22 protein-coding genes are annotated in these 20930 nt (G+C 52.7%); 21 read left to right on the forward strand and 1 reads right to left on the reverse strand.

Annotated elements, in window-relative coordinates; all coding sequences use genetic code 11:
• Positions 1-62: 62 nt before the first annotated feature.
• The 14 genes from ABLQ08_RS27250 (at position 63) to ABLQ08_RS27315 (ending at position 13172) form a co-directional block, all read left to right on the forward strand.
• Complete coding sequence (locus ABLQ08_RS27250) at positions 63-749, forward strand: urea carboxylase-associated family protein (RefSeq protein ID WP_352949102.1); 687 nt, start codon at positions 63-65, stop codon at positions 747-749.
• Position 750: 1 nt separating this feature from the next.
• On the forward strand, positions 751-2301 hold the full coding sequence (locus ABLQ08_RS27255; RefSeq protein WP_352949104.1) for an amidohydrolase family protein: 1551 nt from the start codon (positions 751-753) through the stop codon (positions 2299-2301).
• A 12-nt stretch (positions 2302-2313) separates the two neighbouring features.
• A complete protein-coding gene (locus tag ABLQ08_RS27260) occupies positions 2314-3201 on the forward strand; it encodes a polysaccharide deacetylase family protein (RefSeq protein WP_352949107.1) in 888 nt (295 codons plus the stop codon).
• Positions 3198-4505 (forward strand): amidase family protein, encoded by a 1308-nt coding sequence (locus ABLQ08_RS27265; protein WP_352949109.1) that lies wholly within the window; start codon positions 3198-3200, stop codon positions 4503-4505. The genes ABLQ08_RS27260 and ABLQ08_RS27265 overlap by 4 nt, the downstream gene beginning before the upstream one ends.
• Before the next feature lie 22 nt (positions 4506-4527).
• Positions 4528-4977 carry a hypothetical protein gene (locus tag ABLQ08_RS27270; protein ID WP_352949112.1) on the forward strand — a complete coding sequence of 150 codons (450 nt, stop codon included), beginning with the start codon at positions 4528-4530 and terminating at the stop codon, positions 4975-4977.
• A gap of 80 nt (positions 4978-5057) precedes the next feature.
• On the forward strand, positions 5058-6002 hold the full coding sequence (locus ABLQ08_RS27275) for a LysR substrate-binding domain-containing protein (protein ID WP_352949114.1): 945 nt from the start codon (positions 5058-5060) through the stop codon (positions 6000-6002).
• Between the two features lie 422 nt (positions 6003-6424).
• Positions 6425-6883 (forward strand): ester cyclase, encoded by a 459-nt coding sequence (locus ABLQ08_RS27280; protein ID WP_352949116.1) that lies wholly within the window; start codon positions 6425-6427, stop codon positions 6881-6883.
• A gap of 30 nt (positions 6884-6913) precedes the next feature.
• Positions 6914-7492 (forward strand): VOC family protein, encoded by a 579-nt coding sequence (locus ABLQ08_RS27285; RefSeq protein ID WP_352949119.1) that lies wholly within the window; start codon positions 6914-6916, stop codon positions 7490-7492.
• Positions 7489-8232, forward strand: coding sequence for an SDR family NAD(P)-dependent oxidoreductase (locus ABLQ08_RS27290; protein WP_352949122.1), 744 nt, complete (start codon positions 7489-7491; stop codon positions 8230-8232). Before ABLQ08_RS27285 ends, ABLQ08_RS27290 begins: the two co-directional genes overlap by 4 nt.
• Before the next feature lie 30 nt (positions 8233-8262).
• Complete coding sequence (locus ABLQ08_RS27295; protein WP_352949125.1) at positions 8263-9036, forward strand: SDR family NAD(P)-dependent oxidoreductase; 774 nt, start codon at positions 8263-8265, stop codon at positions 9034-9036.
• A gap of 268 nt (positions 9037-9304) precedes the next feature.
• Positions 9305-10381: an ABC transporter substrate-binding protein gene (locus tag ABLQ08_RS27300; RefSeq protein ID WP_352949310.1), complete on the forward strand. Its 1077-nt coding sequence runs from the start codon at positions 9305-9307 to the stop codon at positions 10379-10381.
• 24 nt (positions 10382-10405) lie between these two features.
• Positions 10406-11458 (forward strand): ABC transporter ATP-binding protein, encoded by a 1053-nt coding sequence (locus tag ABLQ08_RS27305; protein ID WP_352949128.1) that lies wholly within the window; start codon positions 10406-10408, stop codon positions 11456-11458.
• A gap of 2 nt (positions 11459-11460) precedes the next feature.
• Entirely contained in the window at positions 11461-12375 is a 915-nt protein-coding gene (locus tag ABLQ08_RS27310; RefSeq protein ID WP_352949130.1) for an ABC transporter permease, read from the forward strand.
• Positions 12372-13172 (forward strand): ABC transporter permease, encoded by an 801-nt coding sequence (locus tag ABLQ08_RS27315; RefSeq protein ID WP_352949133.1) that lies wholly within the window; start codon positions 12372-12374, stop codon positions 13170-13172. Before ABLQ08_RS27310 ends, ABLQ08_RS27315 begins: the two co-directional genes overlap by 4 nt.
• A gap of 209 nt (positions 13173-13381) precedes the next feature.
• On the opposite strand, the gene ABLQ08_RS27320 is transcribed toward ABLQ08_RS27315, so the two are convergent.
• The gene (locus ABLQ08_RS27320; protein ID WP_352949313.1) at positions 13382-13657 is read right to left on the reverse strand and encodes an FCD domain-containing protein; all 276 of its coding nucleotides are present in this window, start codon (positions 13655-13657) and stop codon (positions 13382-13384) included.
• Positions 13658-14038: 381 nt separating this feature from the next.
• Here ABLQ08_RS27320 and ABLQ08_RS27325 point away from each other — a divergent pair, with 381 nt between their 5' ends.
• The 7 genes from ABLQ08_RS27325 to ABLQ08_RS27355 all read left to right on the forward strand — a co-directional run bounded on the left by ABLQ08_RS27325 (position 14039) and on the right by ABLQ08_RS27355 (position 20920).
• Positions 14039-15052, forward strand: a complete 1014-nt coding sequence (locus ABLQ08_RS27325; protein WP_352949136.1) for a hypothetical protein — start codon at positions 14039-14041, stop codon at positions 15050-15052.
• A 290-nt stretch (positions 15053-15342) separates the two neighbouring features.
• Complete coding sequence (locus ABLQ08_RS27330; protein WP_352949139.1) at positions 15343-15765, forward strand: GlcG/HbpS family heme-binding protein; 423 nt, start codon at positions 15343-15345, stop codon at positions 15763-15765.
• 128 nt (positions 15766-15893) lie between these two features.
• Positions 15894-16733: an alpha/beta hydrolase family esterase gene (locus ABLQ08_RS27335; RefSeq protein ID WP_352949142.1), complete on the forward strand. Its 840-nt coding sequence runs from the start codon at positions 15894-15896 to the stop codon at positions 16731-16733.
• Between the two features lie 163 nt (positions 16734-16896).
• Positions 16897-18012 carry an extracellular solute-binding protein gene (locus ABLQ08_RS27340; RefSeq protein ID WP_352949144.1) on the forward strand — a complete coding sequence of 372 codons (1116 nt, stop codon included), beginning with the start codon at positions 16897-16899 and terminating at the stop codon, positions 18010-18012.
• A gap of 93 nt (positions 18013-18105) precedes the next feature.
• Positions 18106-18966 carry an ABC transporter permease gene (locus ABLQ08_RS27345; RefSeq protein ID WP_352949147.1) on the forward strand — a complete coding sequence of 287 codons (861 nt, stop codon included), beginning with the start codon at positions 18106-18108 and terminating at the stop codon, positions 18964-18966.
• Between the two features lie 3 nt (positions 18967-18969).
• The gene (locus ABLQ08_RS27350) at positions 18970-19776 is read left to right on the forward strand and encodes an ABC transporter permease (protein WP_352949149.1); all 807 of its coding nucleotides are present in this window, start codon (positions 18970-18972) and stop codon (positions 19774-19776) included.
• Positions 19766-20920 (forward strand): ABC transporter ATP-binding protein, encoded by a 1155-nt coding sequence (locus ABLQ08_RS27355; protein WP_352949152.1) that lies wholly within the window; start codon positions 19766-19768, stop codon positions 20918-20920. Before ABLQ08_RS27350 ends, ABLQ08_RS27355 begins: the two co-directional genes overlap by 11 nt.
• Positions 20921-20930 lie beyond the last annotated feature (10 nt).

Genomic DNA, 20930 nt, shown 5'->3' on the forward strand with positions numbered 1-20930 from the left:
ATTTTCAAATTGGTTTTACCTATGCGTTTCTGGAGTTCATGAAATTCTGGAAAGGCACAGCAATGCAATTCAAGTTCGATCCCGGACAACCCGACGGTGAAAATCAGAGCCTTTCAGTCGCCATATCGGCCGATGGAACACCGGAGTTGGGCAAGCGCTACATGGTTCCAGCACGATGCGGCGTTGCGGTTAGGGTCAAGCGAGGACAACTGCTCTCCGTCGTAAATCCCCACGGTACGCAAGTTTGTGATTTCTGGGCCTTTTGTTCGGAAAACATCGAGGAATATCTCTCGATGGAACATCTGCACACTTCGCTGAATTCCATTATCCCGAAGGTTGGCGACAATCTTGTCACGAATGCGCGAAGACAACTCCTGACCCTCATAGAAGATACTTCCCCGGGCGTTCACGATACCGTCGTCGCATCATGTGATCATCAGCGCTATCAGCAGTTGGGCTGCACTGACTACCACGACAATTGCACAGACAATCTTCGTATGGCTCTGACAGCTATCGGCTTGCGAGCGCCAGCGGTACCGGCACCATTCAATCTATGGATGAACATCCCCGTCGATAGTGATGGGTCTATACAGTGGCTCGCACCAGTTTCCAAACCGGGAGACAGGATGGTTTTCCGGGCCGAAATGGACACGATTGCTGTTATGTCGGCCTGCCCTCAGGACATAACGCCGGTCAACGGTGACGACTGCGAACCGGTCGAGCTGCATTTTGGGGTCGAGGCCGGATAACGTGACCGATCCTTTTATTCTCACTGGTCGTTGGGTCATCGAATCTGCTGATCAGATCCACGAAAATGCGGGTGTTCTTATTAAAGAAGGGCACGTGGTGGAGATCGGCGCAAAAGACGATCTTCGGCGTCGCTATGAAGGTGTTCAAGAGTTTGGTGGATCGGACTTTGCTGTTTTGCCGGGATTCGTGAACGCCCATCACCATTGCTACGGTGTTGAGCTATCCAACCAGGCCGTCGCAGACGACTTTCTTGAGCCATGGATGTTTGCCGGGTTCGGTATGTCTGCAATCACCCAGCGTCTCTCTACGCTATACAGCGCCGTTCGCCTGTTGAAATCGGGCGTTACAAGTGTAGTTGACATGTGCAGTGCAGGTCCCAATCGCGATGCTGCAGTGACGGCTGTCTCTGAAAAGGCAGATGCCTATCGACAAGCCGGAATAAGGGCGGCGATCGCACCGGGCGAACGCTGGCAAAACCGCATGATTCACGCCGACGGAGAGGATCTGCCGTTCTTCGATAGTTTGCCTGGAGAACTGCAAGCAAGAGTGCTGCTGGTTCAGGCAAGACGAAAGCGACTTTCACCCGAAGATTATGTCTCAGTGATGTCCTGGTTGGCGAAGGAGTTTGCGCGCGACGAGTTGATATCCGTCTGGTTTGGCCCGACGGCGCCCCAATGGACACCGGAACATGTCATGCGTGATATTGTTGAGGAAGCAGAACGTTCCGATACGCGTATCCAGACCCACGTGCTGGAATCTTATTATGAAAGTCTCGAGAGCCCGCGTAGCCGTTCGAAACGAGTATTGCCGTTTCTTAACGACATTGGCTTGTTGAGCGAAAGAACTTCGATGGCTCATATGGTTTGGGCAGATCCGCGCGATTTCGATCTCATTGCAAATAGCGGTGCTCAAATCAGCTGCAATCCTAGCTCAAATCTGCGGCTGCGTTCCGGTATTGCACCAGCAGCCAGTTACAGGGACGCCGGAATTCCTGTAGCCATCGGCATGGACGGTACGACCCTTGCCGATGACGAGGACATGTTCGCCGAGATGCGACTCGCTCTGAACTTAAACCGTCCGCCGCATCCAAAGGGCGTTGCGTTGACCATCAAGGACGTCTTCTCCATGGCAACGTCCGGCGGGGCAGTCCTTTTAGGGCGTCGCAACGACCTTGGTCAACTGACACCAGGTTTTCGAGCAGATGCAGTACTGGTCGATACGAAGCGAATGACCACACCCTGGATCGATCCGGACGCAGATCCACTAACGCTTCTATTGACACGAGCCCGTCGAGACGACGTTCGCCACGTCTTTGTTGATGGCCGCCAAGCCCTCAAAGACGGAAGGGTTTTGAATGTCGATGAAGGTTCTCTGCACGAAGAGATTGCTGATGCTCTGCTCGCGAGCAAATCGAAAACGGAAGAGCGCTCCCTGTGCCGCGATCTAAGGCCATACCTGTTGGATTGGTACTCGAGATGGGACGATGCCGTCACTCAGAACAACGAGCCTGTTTACGCCTATGGCAGGGATCTAAGTGATTTGCCGTTTTGAAAGGATAGTTAGATGATCCGTAAACCAATCAAGTGGCCAAATGGGGCAAAATGCGCCTGCGCGATCACTTTCGATGTAGATGCTGATAGTCTCATTCATATTTCGAGGCCCAAAGACGGTTTTGACCGCCTGTATCCGATCACCATGGGACGATATGGGCCGACCGTTGCTGTGCCAAGGATCCTCGAAACCTACAAGCGGCTCGGCCTGAAGCAGTCTTTTTTTGTGCCGGGCTGGGTCGTTGAAAACTACCCCGAGACAATGGAGACAATTCTTGAGGGCGGCCATGAGATTGGCCATCACGGACACCTTCACGAAGATCCGACCGAGCACTCTGCGTCAGAGCAACGTTATTGGTTCGAAAGAGCTCTGGAATCGCATCAACGTGTAACGGGGCAAAAACCCAAGGGCTACCGAGCCCCGGTTTATAACGTGAACCAAACCGTTGTTGATCTGCTGGTCGAACACGACTTTTCCTACGACAGCTCACTTATGGCAGATGACATTCCGTATCTGATGAAAACGGAGGCAGGAAGCCTCGTCGAGTTGCCAGTTCATTGGGGCACTGACGATTGGCCGCCGTTCGCGCACTATTCAGAGATCGGATACATGATGCCGGTGGCAGGACCCAGCGATGGCGTTAAGCCCTTTTTCGAGGAATTCGAAGCACAGTACGAGGCAGGGGGCTTCTGGATCGCAATCTGGCACCCATTTTTGACCGGTCGACTGGCGCGCTGGCGTCAGGTTGAGCGCTGGCTCGAAGGCGTGCTCGATCGAGGCGACGTTTGGTTCGCATCGTTGAGTGAAATTGCCAATCACGTTCGTAACGAAGCCCAAGCTGACGCCAACGCAGTCCGTATCGAAAATCTTCCCTACTACGACAGGCCCGTTTCGCTGTGACAAGTGCCGACAAAATTGTCTTGACCGTTAACTCGGCTCTTCAGCGAGCACAAAGCTCCGCTGCCGCCTCGGTATTTGTCGCGTTCGACGGTCCGCGAATGAAACGGGAGCTGGAGGAGGCCAGGTCCCGTCATCTCGAAGACAGGGCGTTGGGTCCTCTGGACGGGTGTCCTATCGCAATAAAGGCGAATGTGAATCTTGCCGGCCGACGCACTCATGCTGGATCGGTGGCCTATCATCCTACGCCTGCGAAGCAGGATGCCGAAATCGTCCAACGGCTCAGTCGGGCCGGTGCGGTCGTTCTCGGACACACCAACATGTCGGAGTTCGCATTTTCCGGATTGGGTCTGAACCCCCATTTTGGAACGCCGGTAAACGGAATGGAGCACGGCAAGCAACTTGTGCCCGGCGGCTCATCTTCCGGAAGTGCATCTGCCGTTGCTTTGGGTATAGCAGACTATTCAATAGGCACTGACACTTCCGGCTCAGTCAGGGTTCCCGCCGCCTATCAGGGACTCGTAGGCTTCAGGCCAAGCATGAACCGTTATAGCGTCGAGGGGATATTTCCGCTTGCGCCAAGTTTGGATGTCCCCGGGCCGATAACACGCACAGTATCGCAAGCCGTATTGCTGGACCAGATTCTCTCTGGCCACCTGCCTGCCAAGCCGCTCAACTTTTCAAATCTAACCTTCGTTGTGCCGTCGGAGATCAGTTTTGGTCCGGTCGATGAGGAAGTGTTGCAGGGCGTCCTGGCAACGATTGAACAGTTACAAATTTGTGGTGCGCGGATTGTGCGGCGTGAGGTTGAAGCTCTCATGGAAACCCGAGCAGCGTTTGCCGAATACGGCACGCTTGTCGCTGCAGAGGCCCGAGAGACACTATCCCAGTTTGTCGACCTGAACGACCCGCGGATCGATGTGAGAGTTCGCAAGCGGCTTGAATCTGCATCAGGTATGACTGGGGACGATGTCGCCAGGTTAAGAAGTGAAAAGCAACGACTGGAAGCAAAGATAAAGCAAGAACTGCAAGGTTCTCTGCTTTTGATGCCGACCACCCCAATGAGCCCGCCAAGTCTCCATGATGTGTGCGGCAATGATGAAGTATTCGCTGAAGTCAATGCCAGGACGCTGAGCCTAGCAATGTTAGGCGCTTTTCTTAACATGCCGACAGTGGCGCTTCCGGCTGTAAAAAATTCTCGCTGGATAAGCCTTTCAATCGGCGGCGCCGCTGGCCAAGACACAATGGTTTTAGGTGCCGCTCTTACTGTCGAGAGCGTTTTGGAAAGCAAGTGCCAAGCCGACTAACAGTATTTCAATGAGGAAATAAATGAATACGTTTAGCGACGATAGAGCGGCAATTGCTCAACTGATCGACCAGCAATTCGGGTCATTGTGCTGGGATCAGAACGCCGATGGTGACTGGGCTACCTTTTTGGCTGGATTTCAGTCAGATGCAAGGCTGTTTGCTTCAGCTCGACCAGCGAAATCGCAATCGGCCCATGATTTCGTGAGCCGCATGAAGGCTTTGCGCGAAAACGGAACTCTATCTGAATTCAGGGAATATGGGGTTGGCATGGAGATCCGCATTGTCGGAAACATTGCCGTCGCCTTGGCTGGATGCGAAATGCACGAGAATAACATCGCTGTGACAAAAGATGTTAGCGCCTTTCTTCTGGTTAAAGAACCAGATGGTTGGCGTATTGCTGCACAGGCCTGGGAGGTTGTGAACGATATCAAAAGGGCATTTTTTGACACTGGTTTGGCCGTCGAGGCCTAGAAAACACTGCCGGGTACCGATTGTAGCACCGGGTCAGGTTTTTCTTCGAACGGGACGTGGGTGAAATCTGGAGGTCGAAATTGACAAAAATTCCTCCACTAAACAGTTTGCAAGCCTTTGAAGCGGTTTCCAGGCACATGAGCATTAAGCTGGCTGCTGAGGAATTGTGTCTGACTCCAACCGCCATCAGCCATCGGGTCAAAGCGCTTGAAAACCATTTTGGGGTACGTCTGTTCCATAGAATGACGCGGTCGCTCAAACTGACATCTGAGGGTAAACAACTGCTCCCCTTTGTTTCCGAAGCATTCGGTCAGCTAAGACAAGCGTCAGTCGCTATGACGTCCAACGATATTGAAGGCAACCTGGTGGTCACAACTACCCGTTCATTTGCTTGGAGCTGGCTTTGTCCAAGGTTACCAAAGTTCACGCAAAAGTATCCGGATCTTAAGGTACGGGTGCTTGCGTCTGACAGCGTGCTGGATTTTGCCCGGTACTCGGTCGACGTCTCAATTCGTCATGGTGCTGGTGATTGTGAAGACGCACATGTCGCATGGGTTCTCGACGACTTCGTAACGCCGATTTGTGCGACGAACATTGCAGCGGGCGTCAAATCGCCTGAATCGCTCCTGGACATGGATTTCGTCGAATATGAGTGGCTCGGCTTCACGGAAGGGGATCCGGACTGGGCAAACTGGTTCAAGAGCAACGGCGTTGCCCCTCCGAACAAGGAACCGATCGGAAGTTTCAGCGACGAAATAATGTGTATTGAAGCAGCTATCGACAATCGGGCAACAGCACTTGTCAGCATCATTGCAGCTTCGCGAGAGATCGATCGTGGTAGGATCTGTGCTCCATTTACATCAGTTCTCAAGGATCGGAGCTATTATTTGGTATGCCCCTCCGATACAGCCGGCGGAGCGAAAATAAGAGCGTTTGAGGAATGGCTGTTAAATGAGGCAGATGACTTTCGCGAAAGCGATTATTGGCTCAGATTCTTCAGCGACAATGAGATAGCTGCGCACTGAATTGTAAGGCCACCACAGACAGCAACCGCAAACTGCGGATATTCATCCCCACCACACAATGATCAAGACTTTGAACTTCGGCCAGATAGCCGACAAATCGGCTGAACCGCATCACTTGCAGATGCGGCTTGAACTAGTTGCAAGTGCATTGCGAAATTTCTCAGCCGTGAGATGAATTCAATAGGTTTGTATCAAATTGAGAAATAGAGCACGTTTCGTGAGCAAGCCTTGGCCCGCACGGTTGACTTAACCTGAGCAGTGTCGGCTTCCCTAAGAAAACTTTCCAGGAGCGAGTTTCAACTCGCTCCTTTTTTTGGTTGCCATGCATGGCTGAATTCGCCTCAGCCAATTGCTGATGAATCGTAGTGTGACATATCGCTGCCATTGGGTGAGGGTCTCCAGACTAGTAAATGGAGACAAAAATGACCGAGCAAGAACGCAACAAGGAAACTGTCGCCCGCATCTACGGCACATGCTGGAACAAGGGCGATATGAATGCAATCGACGAGATATTCGCTGAAGATGTCAAGCATGACCAGTTCCTTGAAGGTTGGCCGACCGGTAGGGACGGTTTTAAGACGTTGGTTAAGTTTTGGCGCGAAGCCTTTCCCGACATCCATGAGGATGCCATCGAGCTAATTGCCGATGGCGATCAGGTGGTCAGCCGTTTCCGTTTGCGCGGCACTCACAAAGGCGACTTCTACGGTATTCCCGGCACTGGTCGTAAAGTCGATATCTACGGCGCCGAGGTATTCCGTTTCGAAAACGGAAAGGTCGTCGATTACATCTATCACGAAGACACGCTTGGATTGTTTTTCCAGCTTGGCGTTTTGCCGCTTCCAAGTTTGCAGATCGCCGGCGTCGATGGGGCCACCAGTTGATCGTGATCTATCTGGTGTGAGGTTAAACCAATGAATAGCATCGTATCTTCAATTCAGACAAAACTGCCCACCGTATTAAGCGACGAAACCTTGTCGAACACCTATTTGGGCAACGTCGTAGAACTGGCAATTGTTACCGGCGATCACCGCAAAACGATGGAAGGTCTTGTGAGGCTTGGTATAGGTCCTTGGGCCGTCTACACGTTCTCCCCGGAGAACGTGACCGACCAGACCTATCAGGGGGAACCAGCCGAGTTCGCCATCAAGGTCTGCTTTGCCAAATCCGGTAATATGATCTGGGAATTGATGGAGCCACTTTGGGGGCCGTCTATTTTCAAAGACTTTCTCGATGAATTCGGGGAAGGGCTTCACCATGTTGCCTACGATTGTGAGGACCGTCCATGGGAAGAGCGTATTGCCGAACTTGAAAGGCGCGGGTTCAAGATGGTCCAATCGGGTAAATGGAACGGCAAAAACGCCTTTGCCTTCTTTGAAACAACCGAGGCGACAAGTACGATATTCGAAACCTACCATTTTCCTGATGATTGGGAATATCCCGAACCCGATGAGTGGTTCCCCGCACCACCTCCCGCAGGAAATCAGTGGTGACGTCAGTGGCTTCGCTTGATGGAAAAAAGGCGCTGGTTACGGGAGCTGGGCGCGGCATAGGCCGCGCAATCGCAAAGGCGTTTGTTAGAGAGGGCGCGGCTGTCGCCCTCAACCATCCGCCGTCTGAACCCTCTCCAGATCTTGGTGACATGCCGGGCTGTTTGGCGGTTCCTGCAGATGTCAGCAGCGAGGGTGACGTACAACGGATGTTCTCACAGTGTCATGCCGCTTTTGGCGGCCTTGATATCGTCGTTAACAATGCGGGCGTCGCACTATCACGCTCGCTATTGGAAACTTCCGTCGAGCAGTTCGACCAGGTCATCGGTGTCAACTTGCGCGGAACATTTTTGGTGGGCAAGTCGGCCATTGCGACAATGGCAGGGCGTAGCGATTTGCCACGGGTCATCAATGTGGCGTCGGAACTAGCCTATTTGGGACGTGCGGAGCAAAGTCCATACTGTGCAAGCAAGGCTGGAATATTGGCGTTGACCCGGTCTTGGGCCCGAGAATTTGCACCGAACATCCTCATCAATGCAATCGCCCCAGGTCCGGTCGAGACGCAAATGTGCAATCCGAATGCGATGTCGCCGGATGCCTTGGCACACGAACTTGATACACCGCTCGGTCGGTTTGGCCAACCCGAGGAAATAGCCGAAACCGCCGTGTTTCTGGCGGGCGCCAATTCACGTTTCTTTACGGGTCAGTGTCTCTCTCCGAATGGCGGCGCGGTGATGGCCTAGCTTTACCAACATTCACATATGAGCAATGAAATGGATATTGGATTTACTGGACAGAAAGTGCTGGTGACTGGGGGCAGCAGGGGGATTGGTCACGGTGTGGCGCGAGCCTTCGCTGAGGCTGGAGCCGAGGTTTCCATTCTGGCGCAGAATGACAAGGTGCATGAAATCGCTGAAGTCATAGCGAAAGAATCCGGGCAACCAGTCCGATCATGGCAATGCGATATCACCGATAGCAAGCAGGTGCGGACTGTCCTGCAGGAGGTCGGCACGCTCGATGTTTTAGTTGCGAACGCGGGCTTGGAACGCAGGACTCCGATCTCGGATTGCTCAACACAGACAGAGGCGGACTTTCGTCGCATCATAGATATCAATGTGATCGGCACCTACCTGGTGACACGTGAAGCTGTGAAGCGAATGGAAGCTGGCGCCAATATCATCATCACTTCTTCCATTTGGGGAAAAACTGCTGTAGCCGATTTTAGTGCCTACGTTGCCTCTAAACACGCCAATATAGGCTTCATGCGCACCTTGGCACGTGAACTCGGCCCGAAAGACATTAGGGTAAACTGCGTGTGTCCGGGCTGGGTCAAAACCGACCCCAGCATGCAATCTTTGCGCGAGTTGGCAGCAGAACGTGGTGAAAGCGAAGCTGAGGTTCTTAAGGAGATCAGCGCGGCGCAGTGTTTGCCGGGCCTTCAAACCCCGGAGGACGTTGCGAGCGCATACCTGTTTCTTGCTTCATCGCTGGCAAAAAATATAACTGGGCAGACGCTGCACGTCGACCGCGGTGAGGTATTTGGATAGACGCCATTGCAACCGGTTACTGCAAAACTCACGTAAGTATCCACGGCAACAATTCAACGTTGACCCCGTGCCCGTCGCCGTTGGGCCGGTGTGCACACAGTCTTGATGTGCGCTTCTTAAACACGGCGGTTTGCCCCAGGATTCAGCCGTCACCTGAAAACTTATCGGTTGTCCGCAGTCGCCGCACGTCCCCTAAATGAATCAACAACAAATCGTTCCACTGAAGGGGAGAGAACGCATGACCAAGGGCATTTTGAGTAAGTTCAGTATGAGTCGTCGGAGTTTCTTAAAGACGGCCGCTGTGTCTTCCGCCGTAACAGTAACCGGGCTCCATGCACCTGCCGTTCACGCAGCCAAAGAAAGCTTGAAGATCGGTTCCTGGGGAGGCTTTTTTGAGGAAGTTTTGGCCGAAAAGCTTTATCCTGAATTCACAAAGGCGACCGGCATCGAGGTGACCTCGACCGGAACACCGCAAGGCGACGCGCAAGTCGTGCAGCTTGCGCAGGCAATCCGGGCCGGAACGGTCCCGCTGGATGTATCCGCACTGATACCAATTCCCATGACGCGGGCGTCCAATGCTGATGTCATAGAACCATTGGATCTAGACAAAATCCCCAACGTCAGCCTGCTTTCGCCGGAAACCAGCATTCATAACAACAAGGATGGCAAGCCGGACGGAGCAGCCTGGTTCTTCTACTACAACATTCTGGTTACGTTGCGCGAAGACTTCCCCGAGACGCCAACCAGCTGGCAGTCGCTGTGGGATCCCACTAACAAAGGCCTCATTGGCATCATGGCGCAGCCGGAAGTCTCCAACATTATCGACATAACTGCGGCTACCTACTTTGATGGAAAAGCGGCTCTTCAATCGAAGGACGGGGTTCTCCGGGTCTTAGAGAAGGTCTCCGAGCTGGCTGACAATGTAAGCCTTTGGTATCGCGACGAAGCGCAATTTCAGAACGGTCTGGAGACTGGCGAACTGCCCATCGGCATCTACTATAACGACGTTGCCACGGTAGCACAGTCACAAGGCATCGACATCAATCGTGTATTTCCCACCGAGGGTGCGGTGAAGAACCCGGCATTCTGGGCTATCTCGAAAGGCAGCGCGTTGGTCGATGAAGCACACGAATTCATCAACTACACGCTTGATCCGGATGTGCAGTCCCTCCTGGCGCGAGAGCTGGGCGGTGGCCCGGTGGTGCCGCGCGCCACGACAAATCTGACCGATGAAGAATGGGGACGCGTTTCGACCGACGCACCGACAATCACCCCGGAATATCGGCTTTATACCGAATGGGGCGACTGGACCGCGACCGAGTTCTCACGCGCAATTTCTCGCTGACTTGGGGAGACGGGAGGGATCCTCATGACCAACTTACACCTGGAAGGTGTCTGGAAACGCTTCGGCGCATTCGAGGCTATTCGAAACGTCAATCTCGACTTGCCATCCGGCAAGATGATCACCTTTCTTGGACCTTCAGGAAGTGGCAAGAGCACACTCTTCCGTCTCGTTTCAGGTCTGGAGCAGGCCAGCGAGGGGACGATAAGGTTTGATGGTATCGACGTAACCGGCTTAGCCGCACACAAGCGCAATGTCGGAATGGTGTTCCAATCCTATGCACTATTTCCGCACCTGAATGTCTGGGAAAACATTGGCTATGGCCTAGCGCTTCGTAAGGTTCCGAAAACGCAGCGTCGTGCACGGGCAATAGAGCTCCTGGAGTTGATCAAGCTGCCAGACATCGCCGACAGAGGGATTACTCAGCTATCCGGTGGTCAGCGCCAGCGCGTGGCAATTGCCCGCGCTCTGGCGATGAAGCCGCAGCTGTTTCTCCTCGATGAACCGCTCTCCGCACTTGATGCCAAGTTGCGCGAGCACATGCAAAACGAATTATGTGAACTGCAGCGCAAGCTCGGGGTTACGACGATCGTCGTGACCCACGATCAACGAGAAGCCATGACCATGTCAGACATTGTCGTGGTCATCGATCGCGGTGCTGTCCAACAGGTTGGGAGTCCCCTTGATATTTATCGCCGGCCGGCTACGCGGTTTGTTGCAGACTTTATCGGGACTTCAAATCTACTGGAGGGAACTGGGAGCCCTGAGGGCAAGTTCGAGTTCTCTGGCGGCACCTTGAAAATAGCCACGCCGGATTGGTTAAAGCGTGATGAATCCCCAGCAGTGCTTTGTGTACGGCCCGAGCAACTTCAGGTCATGCAAAAAGCCGATGGAATGCCAAACAGCCTCGACGGGCAGGTGACATTGATCCGCGATCTGGGGGCAGAGCTGGAGGTTTTTGTCAGGTCTGGAGACACGGAATTCATATCGAAGGAAGCATCCGGCGTTGAACTTGGTTTCAGCGTTGGAGACACCGTCTCCCTTCAAATTCCTGAAACCGCACACCTGATGGCCGCTTGACCATGGAAACCCAATCCGAACTTCAACATGCCAGCACATTATCGCTTCCCGAGATCTCTTCGGCAAAGCGCTGGTGGTGGCCGGACGCGAAGACGACCATACTGATACCGCCTGGCATCGCACTCATCGGCCTGTTCCTGGTGCCGTTCTTGATCATGGGCGCCGTCAGTTTCTATTACCGGGTGCCGGACGGGTTCTATGTACCGGACTTTCGTCTCGACAATTACCTGTTGTTCTTTGATCCGATTTTCCTGACGGCGCTCGCACGATCGCTGATCCTGTGCGCAACGATCTCCGTTGTGTGCGTCAGCCTTGCCGTGCCGTTTACCTATATCGTGTCACGCATGCGCAGAAGCGCTCAGGTGCCGATCGTCATTTTGCTGCTTTGTATCTTGACACTTTCGGAGGTCATTCTCGGTTTCAGCTGGACGATACTGCTGTCGCGCACAGCAGGCGTTTCGAACCTCCTGGTGCATCTTGGAATGATGGATCGTGCCGTCGCTCTTTATCCAAGTGCCTTTGCTATTGTTCTTGCGATGCTGCACTTCTGCTTCCCGTTTGCGGTGCTAACCATCTATCCGCCGATATCAAGATTTGACAAATCGCTTCCCGAGGCCGCTGCAACATTGGGGGCGACACCGATTTGGGCATTCTTTAGTGTGGTTGTACCTGCGCTTCGCCCAACGATTATCTCCGCACTCGTTTTGGTGTTCGTCTTCGCACTCGGTGCCTATCTCTTTCCCCAAATGCTCGGACGACCGGAGGATTGGACGCTGTCCGTATTGATCACCGATCAGGCGATCTACAAATCTAACATCCCCTTTGCCGCGGCAATGTCGGTCTTCCTCTGCATCATCTGCCTTGGGCTCATTGCAGGTATTACGAAACTGACGAAAGCAAAGGGAACGCAAGGATGAAGAGCTCATACCTAACGCCGCTTTTTGTGGGCTCAATCGTGCTGCTCCTGTCGTTGCCGTTCATCATTGTTGCGGGCGTCTCTTTCAATGAAAAGAAACGGCTCCACTTTCCGCCGCGCGGGTTCAGTCTGGATTGGTTCGGCGATGTCGTAACCAAGTCAGAATGGCTGCAGCCAATTGGGACAAGTCTTGTTGTCGCGCTGTTGGCAACGGCAATTTCGATCATGATCGCTTTGCCGGTTTGCCTGATGCTCTGGCGGCACGGAATATTCTTTGCCAAGGCTCTGTTCGGCCTGGGTATGGTACCGTTCATGTTGCCTCCGGTGACGTCGGCGCTCGGATTTCTGATCTTCTGGTCGGAGGTCGGCGCCTACGGATCATTTTGGGCTCTGATATTGTCCCACGGCGTGTTCCTGGTAACCATCCCGTTGATCATGATCTCGTTGGGGCTGGAAACCATTGAAAAGGAGTTGCTTGACGCAGCCTCATCTTTGGGAGCAAGCGAATTTGATCTCTTCCGAACGGTCGTGATGCCCTTGATCACCCCATTCATATTCGGTTCGGCTGCGTTCTGTTTTGTGCTCAGCCTTAACGAATACATCATCGCCTTCATGGTCGCGGGCTTCACGGTTGAAACGCTTCCCATCAAGATCGTGAACAGCTTGCGATACGGGTATTCGCCGGCGATGGCTGCGGTTTCCCTTCTGTCAGTGTTGTCTGCAGCAATCCTGTTTGCTGCTGTCGCGAGGTTTGGTGATCTGTTGAAGATGGTGGGATCGCTCGATCAGAGCGATTAGCAGTTCCCGTGTCAGCAGCTGAAAAAGTAACCCGACGCGAATGCCAGTCCTCATGACACAAGGTCGGTGCATCTTCTTTTTCCAACGCGAGAACTTGGACACGGGCGGCCAAACATTGCCAAAACGTGATTGAGCGACTCTGGAAATGTCGGCTTAGTGACCAAACAATTCGGGCGCTTTTCTTCCAGGGGAGCGATGTATTTAATCAATTACTGCAAATGAAACTTGGTTGCTTCTCTTGCAGCTTCGGGGTCTTTATTTGCAATCGCTTCCACAATCGCAGAGTGCTCTTTCAGAGTGTTGTCCATGCGGGATTCCATTGGGAGAATTGAATAGCGAGCACGGTTAACTTGCATCCACGCGGTTTGAGTTATTCCTGTTATTCTCCTGTATCCTGTGAATGATAAGATCAACCGATGCATCTCTTCATCCAGTTTATAAAAGCCATAGCCATCGTCTTCCTCTACGAGCCTCGGCGAGCTCACCCCATACGAATTTGCAACCAAGTCCAACGAAGATCACACCGTGAACAGAGCTAACTTATGAATGCGACAATCAGGGGAGCAGGTCACAACTGTTCGTGTGTCGAGTACTCGGTTCGATGATGTTTGCGTTGAGGTCTCGTTTTCGGGGAATGAACGCATCTCCGCTGACGAATGTGCCGCGTGATTTTTGCGGCTGAAGTCGAAGAAATGAAAGCGCTGGCGCTTATCGTCCAAATTGGACGAAACAAGGGTTCTACTATCAATTGTATGTGATTGGGGTAAACAGAGCTCGTTGGTCGGGTGAATTTTTCTAGTTTGTCTCGACGAAGAGTCACCACCACTCTTGCGCCTGTGTTTCAACAGAAAGCCCAGGCTCAAATCATGATAGAAAAGCTACAGGTTGCGGCAACCGCATCTTTGCTGATGTTTACTGCTACGACTGGCGTCTTCGCGGAAACAGATCAGCTCAAGTTTGCCCAGGATGATGGCAGCTTCATTTCAGTCAAGGCGCCCGCCCTTTATCCAGAAGGTCTGGAATACGATCCACTGCGCGAACAATTTCTTCTAGGATCGGTTCGGCAGGGAAAAGTCGTTTCATTGGACCACGAAGGCTCTGTCAAAACTCTCGTCGACGACGACCGGCTTCGCCAGGTAATTGGCATAAGAGTAGATGCTGAGCGCGGTCGACTATTGATCAACAACTCGGACTACGGACTTGGTGAACGCAGTAAGCCGGAAGACAAGTTCGGATTTATTTCACTTGCGGTATATGACCTTGAAACCGGATCCCCGATCCAGTTCGTGAACCTATCGAATTTGCGCCCGGGTGAGGCGAAGTTCGTGAACGACCTGACAATAGACGTCGAGGGAAATGCTTACATCACCGACAGTCTTGCTGCCGCAATCTACAAAGTGACACCGTCAGGCTCTGCCACCGTGTTTCTGACAAATGAGCGGTTTCGAAGTGAAGGCTTCAACCTAAACGGAATTCAGTATCACGATGATGGATATCTTCTTGTCGCGAAAAAGAGCGATGGAGCGCTTTTCAAAATTCCTCTAGACGATCCGCAAAGGTTCACAGAAGTCAGGCTGCCGAAACCGTTAGTTGGCACTGATGGTCTTGTTCTTGTCAGCGGAAACGAATTGGTGGCAATCACAAACCTTGCTTCCGGTGTCGAGTCCAACACAGTTTTCCAACTCATCTCCAACGACGGGTGGGAGTCTGCTGAAATCGGGGAAACATTTGAAACAGGAAATGTCTATCCGACCACCGGCACCGTCGTTGATGGCAAATTATTCGTGAATTACGGCCAGCTCAACACTCTTGGCGGCGCTGTGAACGACGGTGCTGAATTTGAAAGTACGTTTCGCATCCAGGAAGTGGGAAGCAAATAATCAGTTTGTCGCGGACACAAGGCTTCCGACCACGTCTCTGGCCGGAAGCCCTTAGGTTACTCGTCAATTCATCGAAGCAACGACATCAAAATGTTGGATCACCTGAGAGCAGATTGGATTGATCCATACGCGATCGCTGCATGTTTGCGTAAGCCTTTGACACCTAGCGGAGAACAATCATGAAAAGCGCAGTTAATGTTCTTAGTGCAATATCCTTGGCAATAGCGTCCGGTTTGGCAATATCTTCATCCGCAAAGGCTGACTCAGCTTCCGTTGTGATGAAACCTTCAATGACGTTGGGGCTCGCAAATCAAATTGCAGACGCGTGTCAGGATTGGGCGGAAGACAGAAACTTGAATGTTACAATTGCGATCCTCGATGAGGGAGCGCATTTGCTTCACTTTCGCAGAATGGATGGCACGGCAGTCGGTGCCGGAGAGCTATCAATTCGCAAAGCCAAAACTTCAGCCATTTTTCCTTACCCGACTCATGAGTGGCAACCATTGATTTATGGCGAAGAGGGGGAGGAACCCATCCTTCGCGGCGTCGAACATATGCCGACAATTGCGATTTTTGGTGGCGGAGTGCCGATCATTACAGCGGATGGACATCATATTGGCGCAATTGGTGTCGGAGGCGCTTCCCCGAAGGAAGAAACCGAATGCGGGAATGCAGCAATTGAAGCTGCCTCCGACATTCTGCGGGCCCACTAGCTCATCTTGAAGATGCCTCTTCGGAGGCATCTCCTTTTTGCAATTACCGAAAGCCTGCTGGTTCCGAAGGCCAAAGTTGTTTGAGTGAAACTGGTACAGTTCTTGTACTCTGGGAGCAGTGAAGAACCATGCGCCGCGGATTTCCACCACCCTTCTTTGTTGCACTGCCAATTAGCACTTGCGTTTTACTGGCATCGATTTCATCGCAAGCTGCCACCTGCAACCCAGGTGAATTGTGCCTGATAAGTAACGGGGCTTATCGATACCTAGAGCCAGGAACCGCTTCCCAATCCGAAACGCCCGTAATTTTGTACTTTCATGGATTCGGTTCATCAAGCGAAGCTGTGCTGCGCAGGCAATCCTTTGTTGAGCGCGTTTTGGAACGTGGATATGCATTTGTCGCACTCGAAGGCGCAAAGGGCGGATTTTTCCCCAATCATCGAGATTGGTCAATTCGGGATGGATCCCCTTCCTGGCGAAATGAGGCAGCGTTTGCGCGATCGGTTCTGGACGATCTCGAACAGGAAGTTCCGATTGACCGGAAGCGGGTGCTGTTGGCGGGATTTTCCCGCGGTGGTTCTGCCGTTTGGGACATTGCTTGTCACGATCCGAAAGGTTTTACAGCTTTTGCCCCAGCAGCAGGAGCACTATGGCGCCCGATGCCTGAGCAATGCAAAGAAGCAGTTCGCCTGTTCCACACTCATGGTTGGCAAGACAATGTGGTCCCTCTCGAAGGTAGACTGATACCGAACTATCCTCTTCGACAGGGGGATGTGTTTGAGAGCCTTCAGTTGATGCGAGATGCGGCGGAATTATCCAATGACAAGCCAGATGGTTTCGAAACGCTCGATGAAATGCAATGTCGACACTGGGCAGATGGAAAACTGAGGCTCTGCATTCACCCATATGGCCACCTTTTTCCATCAGATTGGTTTGACCGGGTTATCGACTGGTTTGAGAGAAAGTAGTCTTGTTTTGCTGAATTGAGCCAAAAAAACACACTATATTACAAATACTTAATTCTATTAAGAGAATTTCTCATAGCGACCTGAGATATGCTCGTTTGTCGGTCGCGGCCACCTCGTTTCTAATTTCCCTACTCCGATAAAAGTCAATGAACAGGGGGAAACTATGGGATTTGGAAACTCGGTTTCACGCCGCGGATTCTTGAAGGGAAGCGCGGTTGTCGCTGGCGGTCTGACAATGCCATCAATCGTTCGAGCACAATCGAAAACAGAACTCACGATGCTCGCCTGGTACGGACAAGCTGAACCTGATGCTGTCGAGGAGTTCGAAGCGCTGCACAACGTCAAGATTGTTCCGAAATACTATGTCGGCGGCGAACAAATGCTGGCCTTGTTGGCACAATCTCCTCCAGGCACATACGACCTCATCCACGCCGATGCCGAGTATGTTCAGCAGCTACGCGCTGCCGGTTTCCTCGAGAAGCTCGATCCGGATGACTACCCGTTCGACGACTATTTCCCCGAGCTTCAGAAATTCCCGGGTCATTGGCATGGAGAAGACCTTTATGCGGTGCTGAGCCGGTTTGGCTTCCTTGGGATTTCTCACAATCTCGACGCCGTTTCAGTTGCCGAAGCCTCCAGTTACAAACTGCTATGGAATGAAAAGGTGAAGGACAAGGTCGGTCACTTCGACTGGCACCTGCCCAATCTTGGTGTCTTAAGCCTTTACAACGGGAACAAAGCTCCGTTCGACATTGGTGATGCTGAGTGGAAGGCGCTTCGGGATACTACCCTGAGCCTTAAACCTCAGGTTCGTGGATTCTACGACTATGGCGGTGTGCTTTCCTCTCTCAAAAGCGGCGAAGTTACCGTCATGCCAGGCATCGGCGAGTGGATTACCGGAGTGCTCAGGCGCGACGGTGCGAATGTCACGACCACGATTCCGGAAGAGGGTGGTCTTCAATTCACCGAGTCATTTTCCATCGGAAAAGGATCGAAGAAGGCGGAACTTGCGAAAAAGTTCCTACAGTACGTATCCGGTCCAGATGGGCAGTTCCGCCAGGCGACATTGAACGTTTTCCCAGCAATCATTCCGACCAAGAGCGGATGGAAAAGGCTGATTGAAGAAAGACCGGAAGATGCCAAGCATCTCGGTATTTCCTTCGAACCGGGCAATTCGATTGACCTAATCCGGGAAGGTCGGATCCATATTCGTCAGTTACCGGCACAACAGAGCCTCGAGGACTGGAACGATTTCTGGTCAGCATACAAAAGCGCCTGACCTCCTCCCGAGACTGCATTGACGGGCTGCCCGCCCGTCAATGCAGCGGCGAAATACAGCTCTCCTGATTCAAAACAAAAGTGACGGCACTTCATGAAGTCTTTCGTTACAAGGCGTCTGTATTCCCACGCCTTTTATGGCGTGACGTGGACCTCGCCTTTGCCCATCTGGCTGGCCTTCTTTTTCATTGGTCCTGTGGTTCTTCTTCTATGGCTCAGTTTTTGGGACGTGCGGAATTTCGTTCTCACACCAGACTTCCAGCTCGACAATTGGATCCGGATTCTGTCAGCCGACTATTTCTGGACCGCCTATTTTCGAACGAGTGCATTCGCTGCGGCAGCCGCGGTAACGGTATCGCTTCTCGCATTGCCCTGTTCTCTGGCCATTAGCTTTTTCTTTGCGATGCGGGGAAGGTTGATTTTGCTGTCCTTGTTTATCGTTCCCTTTTTTACGAGCTATCTGGTCAGGGTTTATTCCTGGCAGATCTATCTGACCGAAAACGGGATCATTAGCCGTTTGGCAGAGTTTTTTGGGGTCAATGCGGCCAGCCTGCTGAACACGCCGTTTGCGCTTCTCGTTGGTTTTGTGACGCTGACATTTCCGCTGGTGATTGTCACTCAGTCGATTTCGATGCTGTCTATCGATCGAACTTTGATAGATGCAGCTTACAATCTTGGTTGCGGTCCGGCCCGGATACTTACAGCGGCCGTATTGCCGGCAGCCAAACCCGGCATCGTCATTGGCGCTCTGTTCGCATTCATCTTCAGCTTCGGCGACTTCGTCACACCGACCTATCTGGGTGGCGGAAAATTCACCACCTTATCAATTCTGATCGCCGACACCGTGAAATCCGGACAGCAATGGCCTCGTGCCGCCGTGATCGCAATCATGATGATCGCCACCTTGCTGAGCGTCGCGCTTGTCAGCATCGCAATCGCCTACCGGAGGAAATAGGCCATGCGTGTTTCCGCCCGAACGAAAACTGTTTTCAGGCTGTTCTGCTTTCTGATCCTGGCGTTTCTATATGCGCCTATAGTCACCAACTTCGTTTTCTCGCTCAACTCGGACAGGTTTCCGACAATTCCCCTCGGCGAAGCGACACTCGATTGGTATCGGTTAGCTTTCACTGATGATTTGTTGCGTTCAGCGTTGCTGAACAGCGTGATCGTGGGCGCTATCGTTGCACCGGTTTCCACACTTATGGGTTTTGCTGCCGCGTATGCAGACTACCGGTTCAACTTCTTCGGAAAGCGCCTCATCCTTGTCCTTGCGCTTTTGCCTCCACTTATTCCTCTGGTGGTTATCGGCCTTGCAATGTTGGCTTATCTTTCACGCATCGGTCTTTCGGGTACGCTTCCCGCAATCGTCGCGAGCCACATCGTACTGACTTCGCCCTTCGCAATGGCGATCATTCGCCTGCGTTTCGCGCAGATCGACGGAGATCTCGAATTCGCGGCTCAGAATCTGGGTGCTTCCAATTGGCGGGCCTTCCGGGAAGTCATCATACCATCAACGAAAACCGCAGTGCTTGCGGCCGCTCTTTTGTGCCTTGCCGTTTCGTTCGATGAATATGCGGTGACCTGGTTCGTCGGAGGACTGAACGAAACCACGTCCGTTCGTATTCTCAGTTTTCTCCAAAGTGCCGTCAGCCCTCGAATAAATGCAATCGGGTCGGTCACATTCATAGTTTCCATCACGCTGATACTTGGCGCCCAGTTCCTTTTGCTTCGCAAGGGCACAGGAGGGATCGGCAATGCTCGTTGAGCCGGAAAAAAACATCAATCACCAAATCGCGCTTCACCACGCCCATCAGGATGAAACAAAGATGCAGCCGCTCATTTCGATGAAAGGGATCCATAAAAGTTATGGCAGGGCTGTCGCAATCGAGCGACTTGATCTTGACATCGACGAAGGCAAGTTCATTGCGATCATGGGACCGTCCGGATGCGGCAAGAGCACGCTCCTGCGCTGCCTTGCTGGAATGGAGGAACTATCCGGCGGCAAAATCCTTCGCCAGGGAATCGAGATCAATGACTTGCCCATCTGGGAACGAGACACGCCATTGGTCTGGCAGTCGCTGGCGCTGTTTCCGTTTCTGACAGTTCTGGAAAATGTCGAGTTTGGACTTCGGATGAAGGGGGTCGGCAGGGGAGAGCGTCGGGAACGCGCTCTGCGCTGGCTAAAACGCCTTCAACTAGAGGATCATTCCGACAGAGGTGTCGATCAGTTGTCCGGTGGACAGCGTCAGCGCGTGGCACTTGCGAGATGTCTGGTAACGGAACCGTCCGTTCTGCTGCTTGATGAACCGCTCAGCGCGCTGGATGCACATCTGTCCGTGCGCATGCAAGGCGAGTTGAAGCGACTGCAGCGTGAACTCGGGATTACGTTCATCTACGTGACCCACAGCCACTCCGAAGCTTTCTCCATGGCCGATCAGGTCGTCATCATGAACGAGGGGCGGATCGAACAGATTGGCGCACCGGAGGAGATATACCTGCGACCGGCTACACCATTCGTCGCGCGGTTTCTTGGCGGTAGCAACATTATCGAATGCAAAGCCCGCGAACGGAATTCCGGAGAGATTATCCTCGAAAGTACGGATGGTTCGTTCAAGTGCGATTCGAAGGTCACCAGCAACGTATCCTGCGGCGACAAGGTGAACTTGATCATTCGGGCAGATCAGATCTCCGTAACTGCAGAGGCTGGTTGGGCCGAGAACGAGATCTATTGCCAGGTTATCGGTGAAGAGTTTGTGGGCGCACTGGTCAATCTACGTCTGGAGACCAGTTCCGGCACGCCGATCATCGTACAGCTTCAACAACGCGACATGGAAGCTCTCGACATCGAAATCGGAGGGGGCGTTAACGCCTCCTGGCATCCGGAAGACGGCCACATCATCAACGCGTAGGACCGATGCT

Source organism: Roseibium sp. SCP14 (assembly GCF_040329475.1).
Classification (GTDB): domain Bacteria; phylum Pseudomonadota; class Alphaproteobacteria; order Rhizobiales; family Stappiaceae; genus Roseibium.

Excerpts from the sequence above, each read along its gene's own strand:
- ABLQ08_RS27250 (WP_352949102.1), top strand. The coding sequence starts at position 63 with ATGCAATTCAAGTTCGATCCCGGACAACCCGACGGTGAAAATCAGAGC.
- ABLQ08_RS27260 (WP_352949107.1), top strand. The coding sequence starts at position 2,314 with ATGATCCGTAAACCAATCAAGTGGCCAAATGGGGCAAAATGCGCCTGC.
- ABLQ08_RS27270 (WP_352949112.1), top strand. The coding sequence starts at position 4,528 with ATGAATACGTTTAGCGACGATAGAGCGGCAATTGCTCAACTGATCGAC.
- ABLQ08_RS27280 (WP_352949116.1), top strand. The coding sequence starts at position 6,425 with ATGACCGAGCAAGAACGCAACAAGGAAACTGTCGCCCGCATCTACGGC.
- ABLQ08_RS27285 (WP_352949119.1), top strand. The coding sequence starts at position 6,914 with ATGAATAGCATCGTATCTTCAATTCAGACAAAACTGCCCACCGTATTA.
- ABLQ08_RS27295 (WP_352949125.1), top strand. The coding sequence starts at position 8,263 with ATGGATATTGGATTTACTGGACAGAAAGTGCTGGTGACTGGGGGCAGC.
- ABLQ08_RS27300 (WP_352949310.1), top strand. The coding sequence starts at position 9,305 with ATGAGTCGTCGGAGTTTCTTAAAGACGGCCGCTGTGTCTTCCGCCGTA.
- ABLQ08_RS27305 (WP_352949128.1), top strand. The coding sequence starts at position 10,406 with ATGACCAACTTACACCTGGAAGGTGTCTGGAAACGCTTCGGCGCATTC.
- ABLQ08_RS27310 (WP_352949130.1), top strand. The coding sequence starts at position 11,461 with ATGGAAACCCAATCCGAACTTCAACATGCCAGCACATTATCGCTTCCC.
- ABLQ08_RS27315 (WP_352949133.1), top strand. The coding sequence starts at position 12,372 with ATGAAGAGCTCATACCTAACGCCGCTTTTTGTGGGCTCAATCGTGCTG.
- ABLQ08_RS27325 (WP_352949136.1), top strand. The coding sequence starts at position 14,039 with ATGATAGAAAAGCTACAGGTTGCGGCAACCGCATCTTTGCTGATGTTT.
- ABLQ08_RS27330 (WP_352949139.1), top strand. The coding sequence starts at position 15,343 with ATGACGTTGGGGCTCGCAAATCAAATTGCAGACGCGTGTCAGGATTGG.
- ABLQ08_RS27335 (WP_352949142.1), top strand. The coding sequence starts at position 15,894 with ATGCGCCGCGGATTTCCACCACCCTTCTTTGTTGCACTGCCAATTAGC.
- ABLQ08_RS27340 (WP_352949144.1), top strand. The coding sequence starts at position 16,897 with ATGGGATTTGGAAACTCGGTTTCACGCCGCGGATTCTTGAAGGGAAGC.
- ABLQ08_RS27345 (WP_352949147.1), top strand. The coding sequence starts at position 18,106 with ATGAAGTCTTTCGTTACAAGGCGTCTGTATTCCCACGCCTTTTATGGC.
- ABLQ08_RS27350 (WP_352949149.1), top strand. The coding sequence starts at position 18,970 with ATGCGTGTTTCCGCCCGAACGAAAACTGTTTTCAGGCTGTTCTGCTTT.
- ABLQ08_RS27355 (WP_352949152.1), top strand. The coding sequence starts at position 19,766 with ATGCTCGTTGAGCCGGAAAAAAACATCAATCACCAAATCGCGCTTCAC.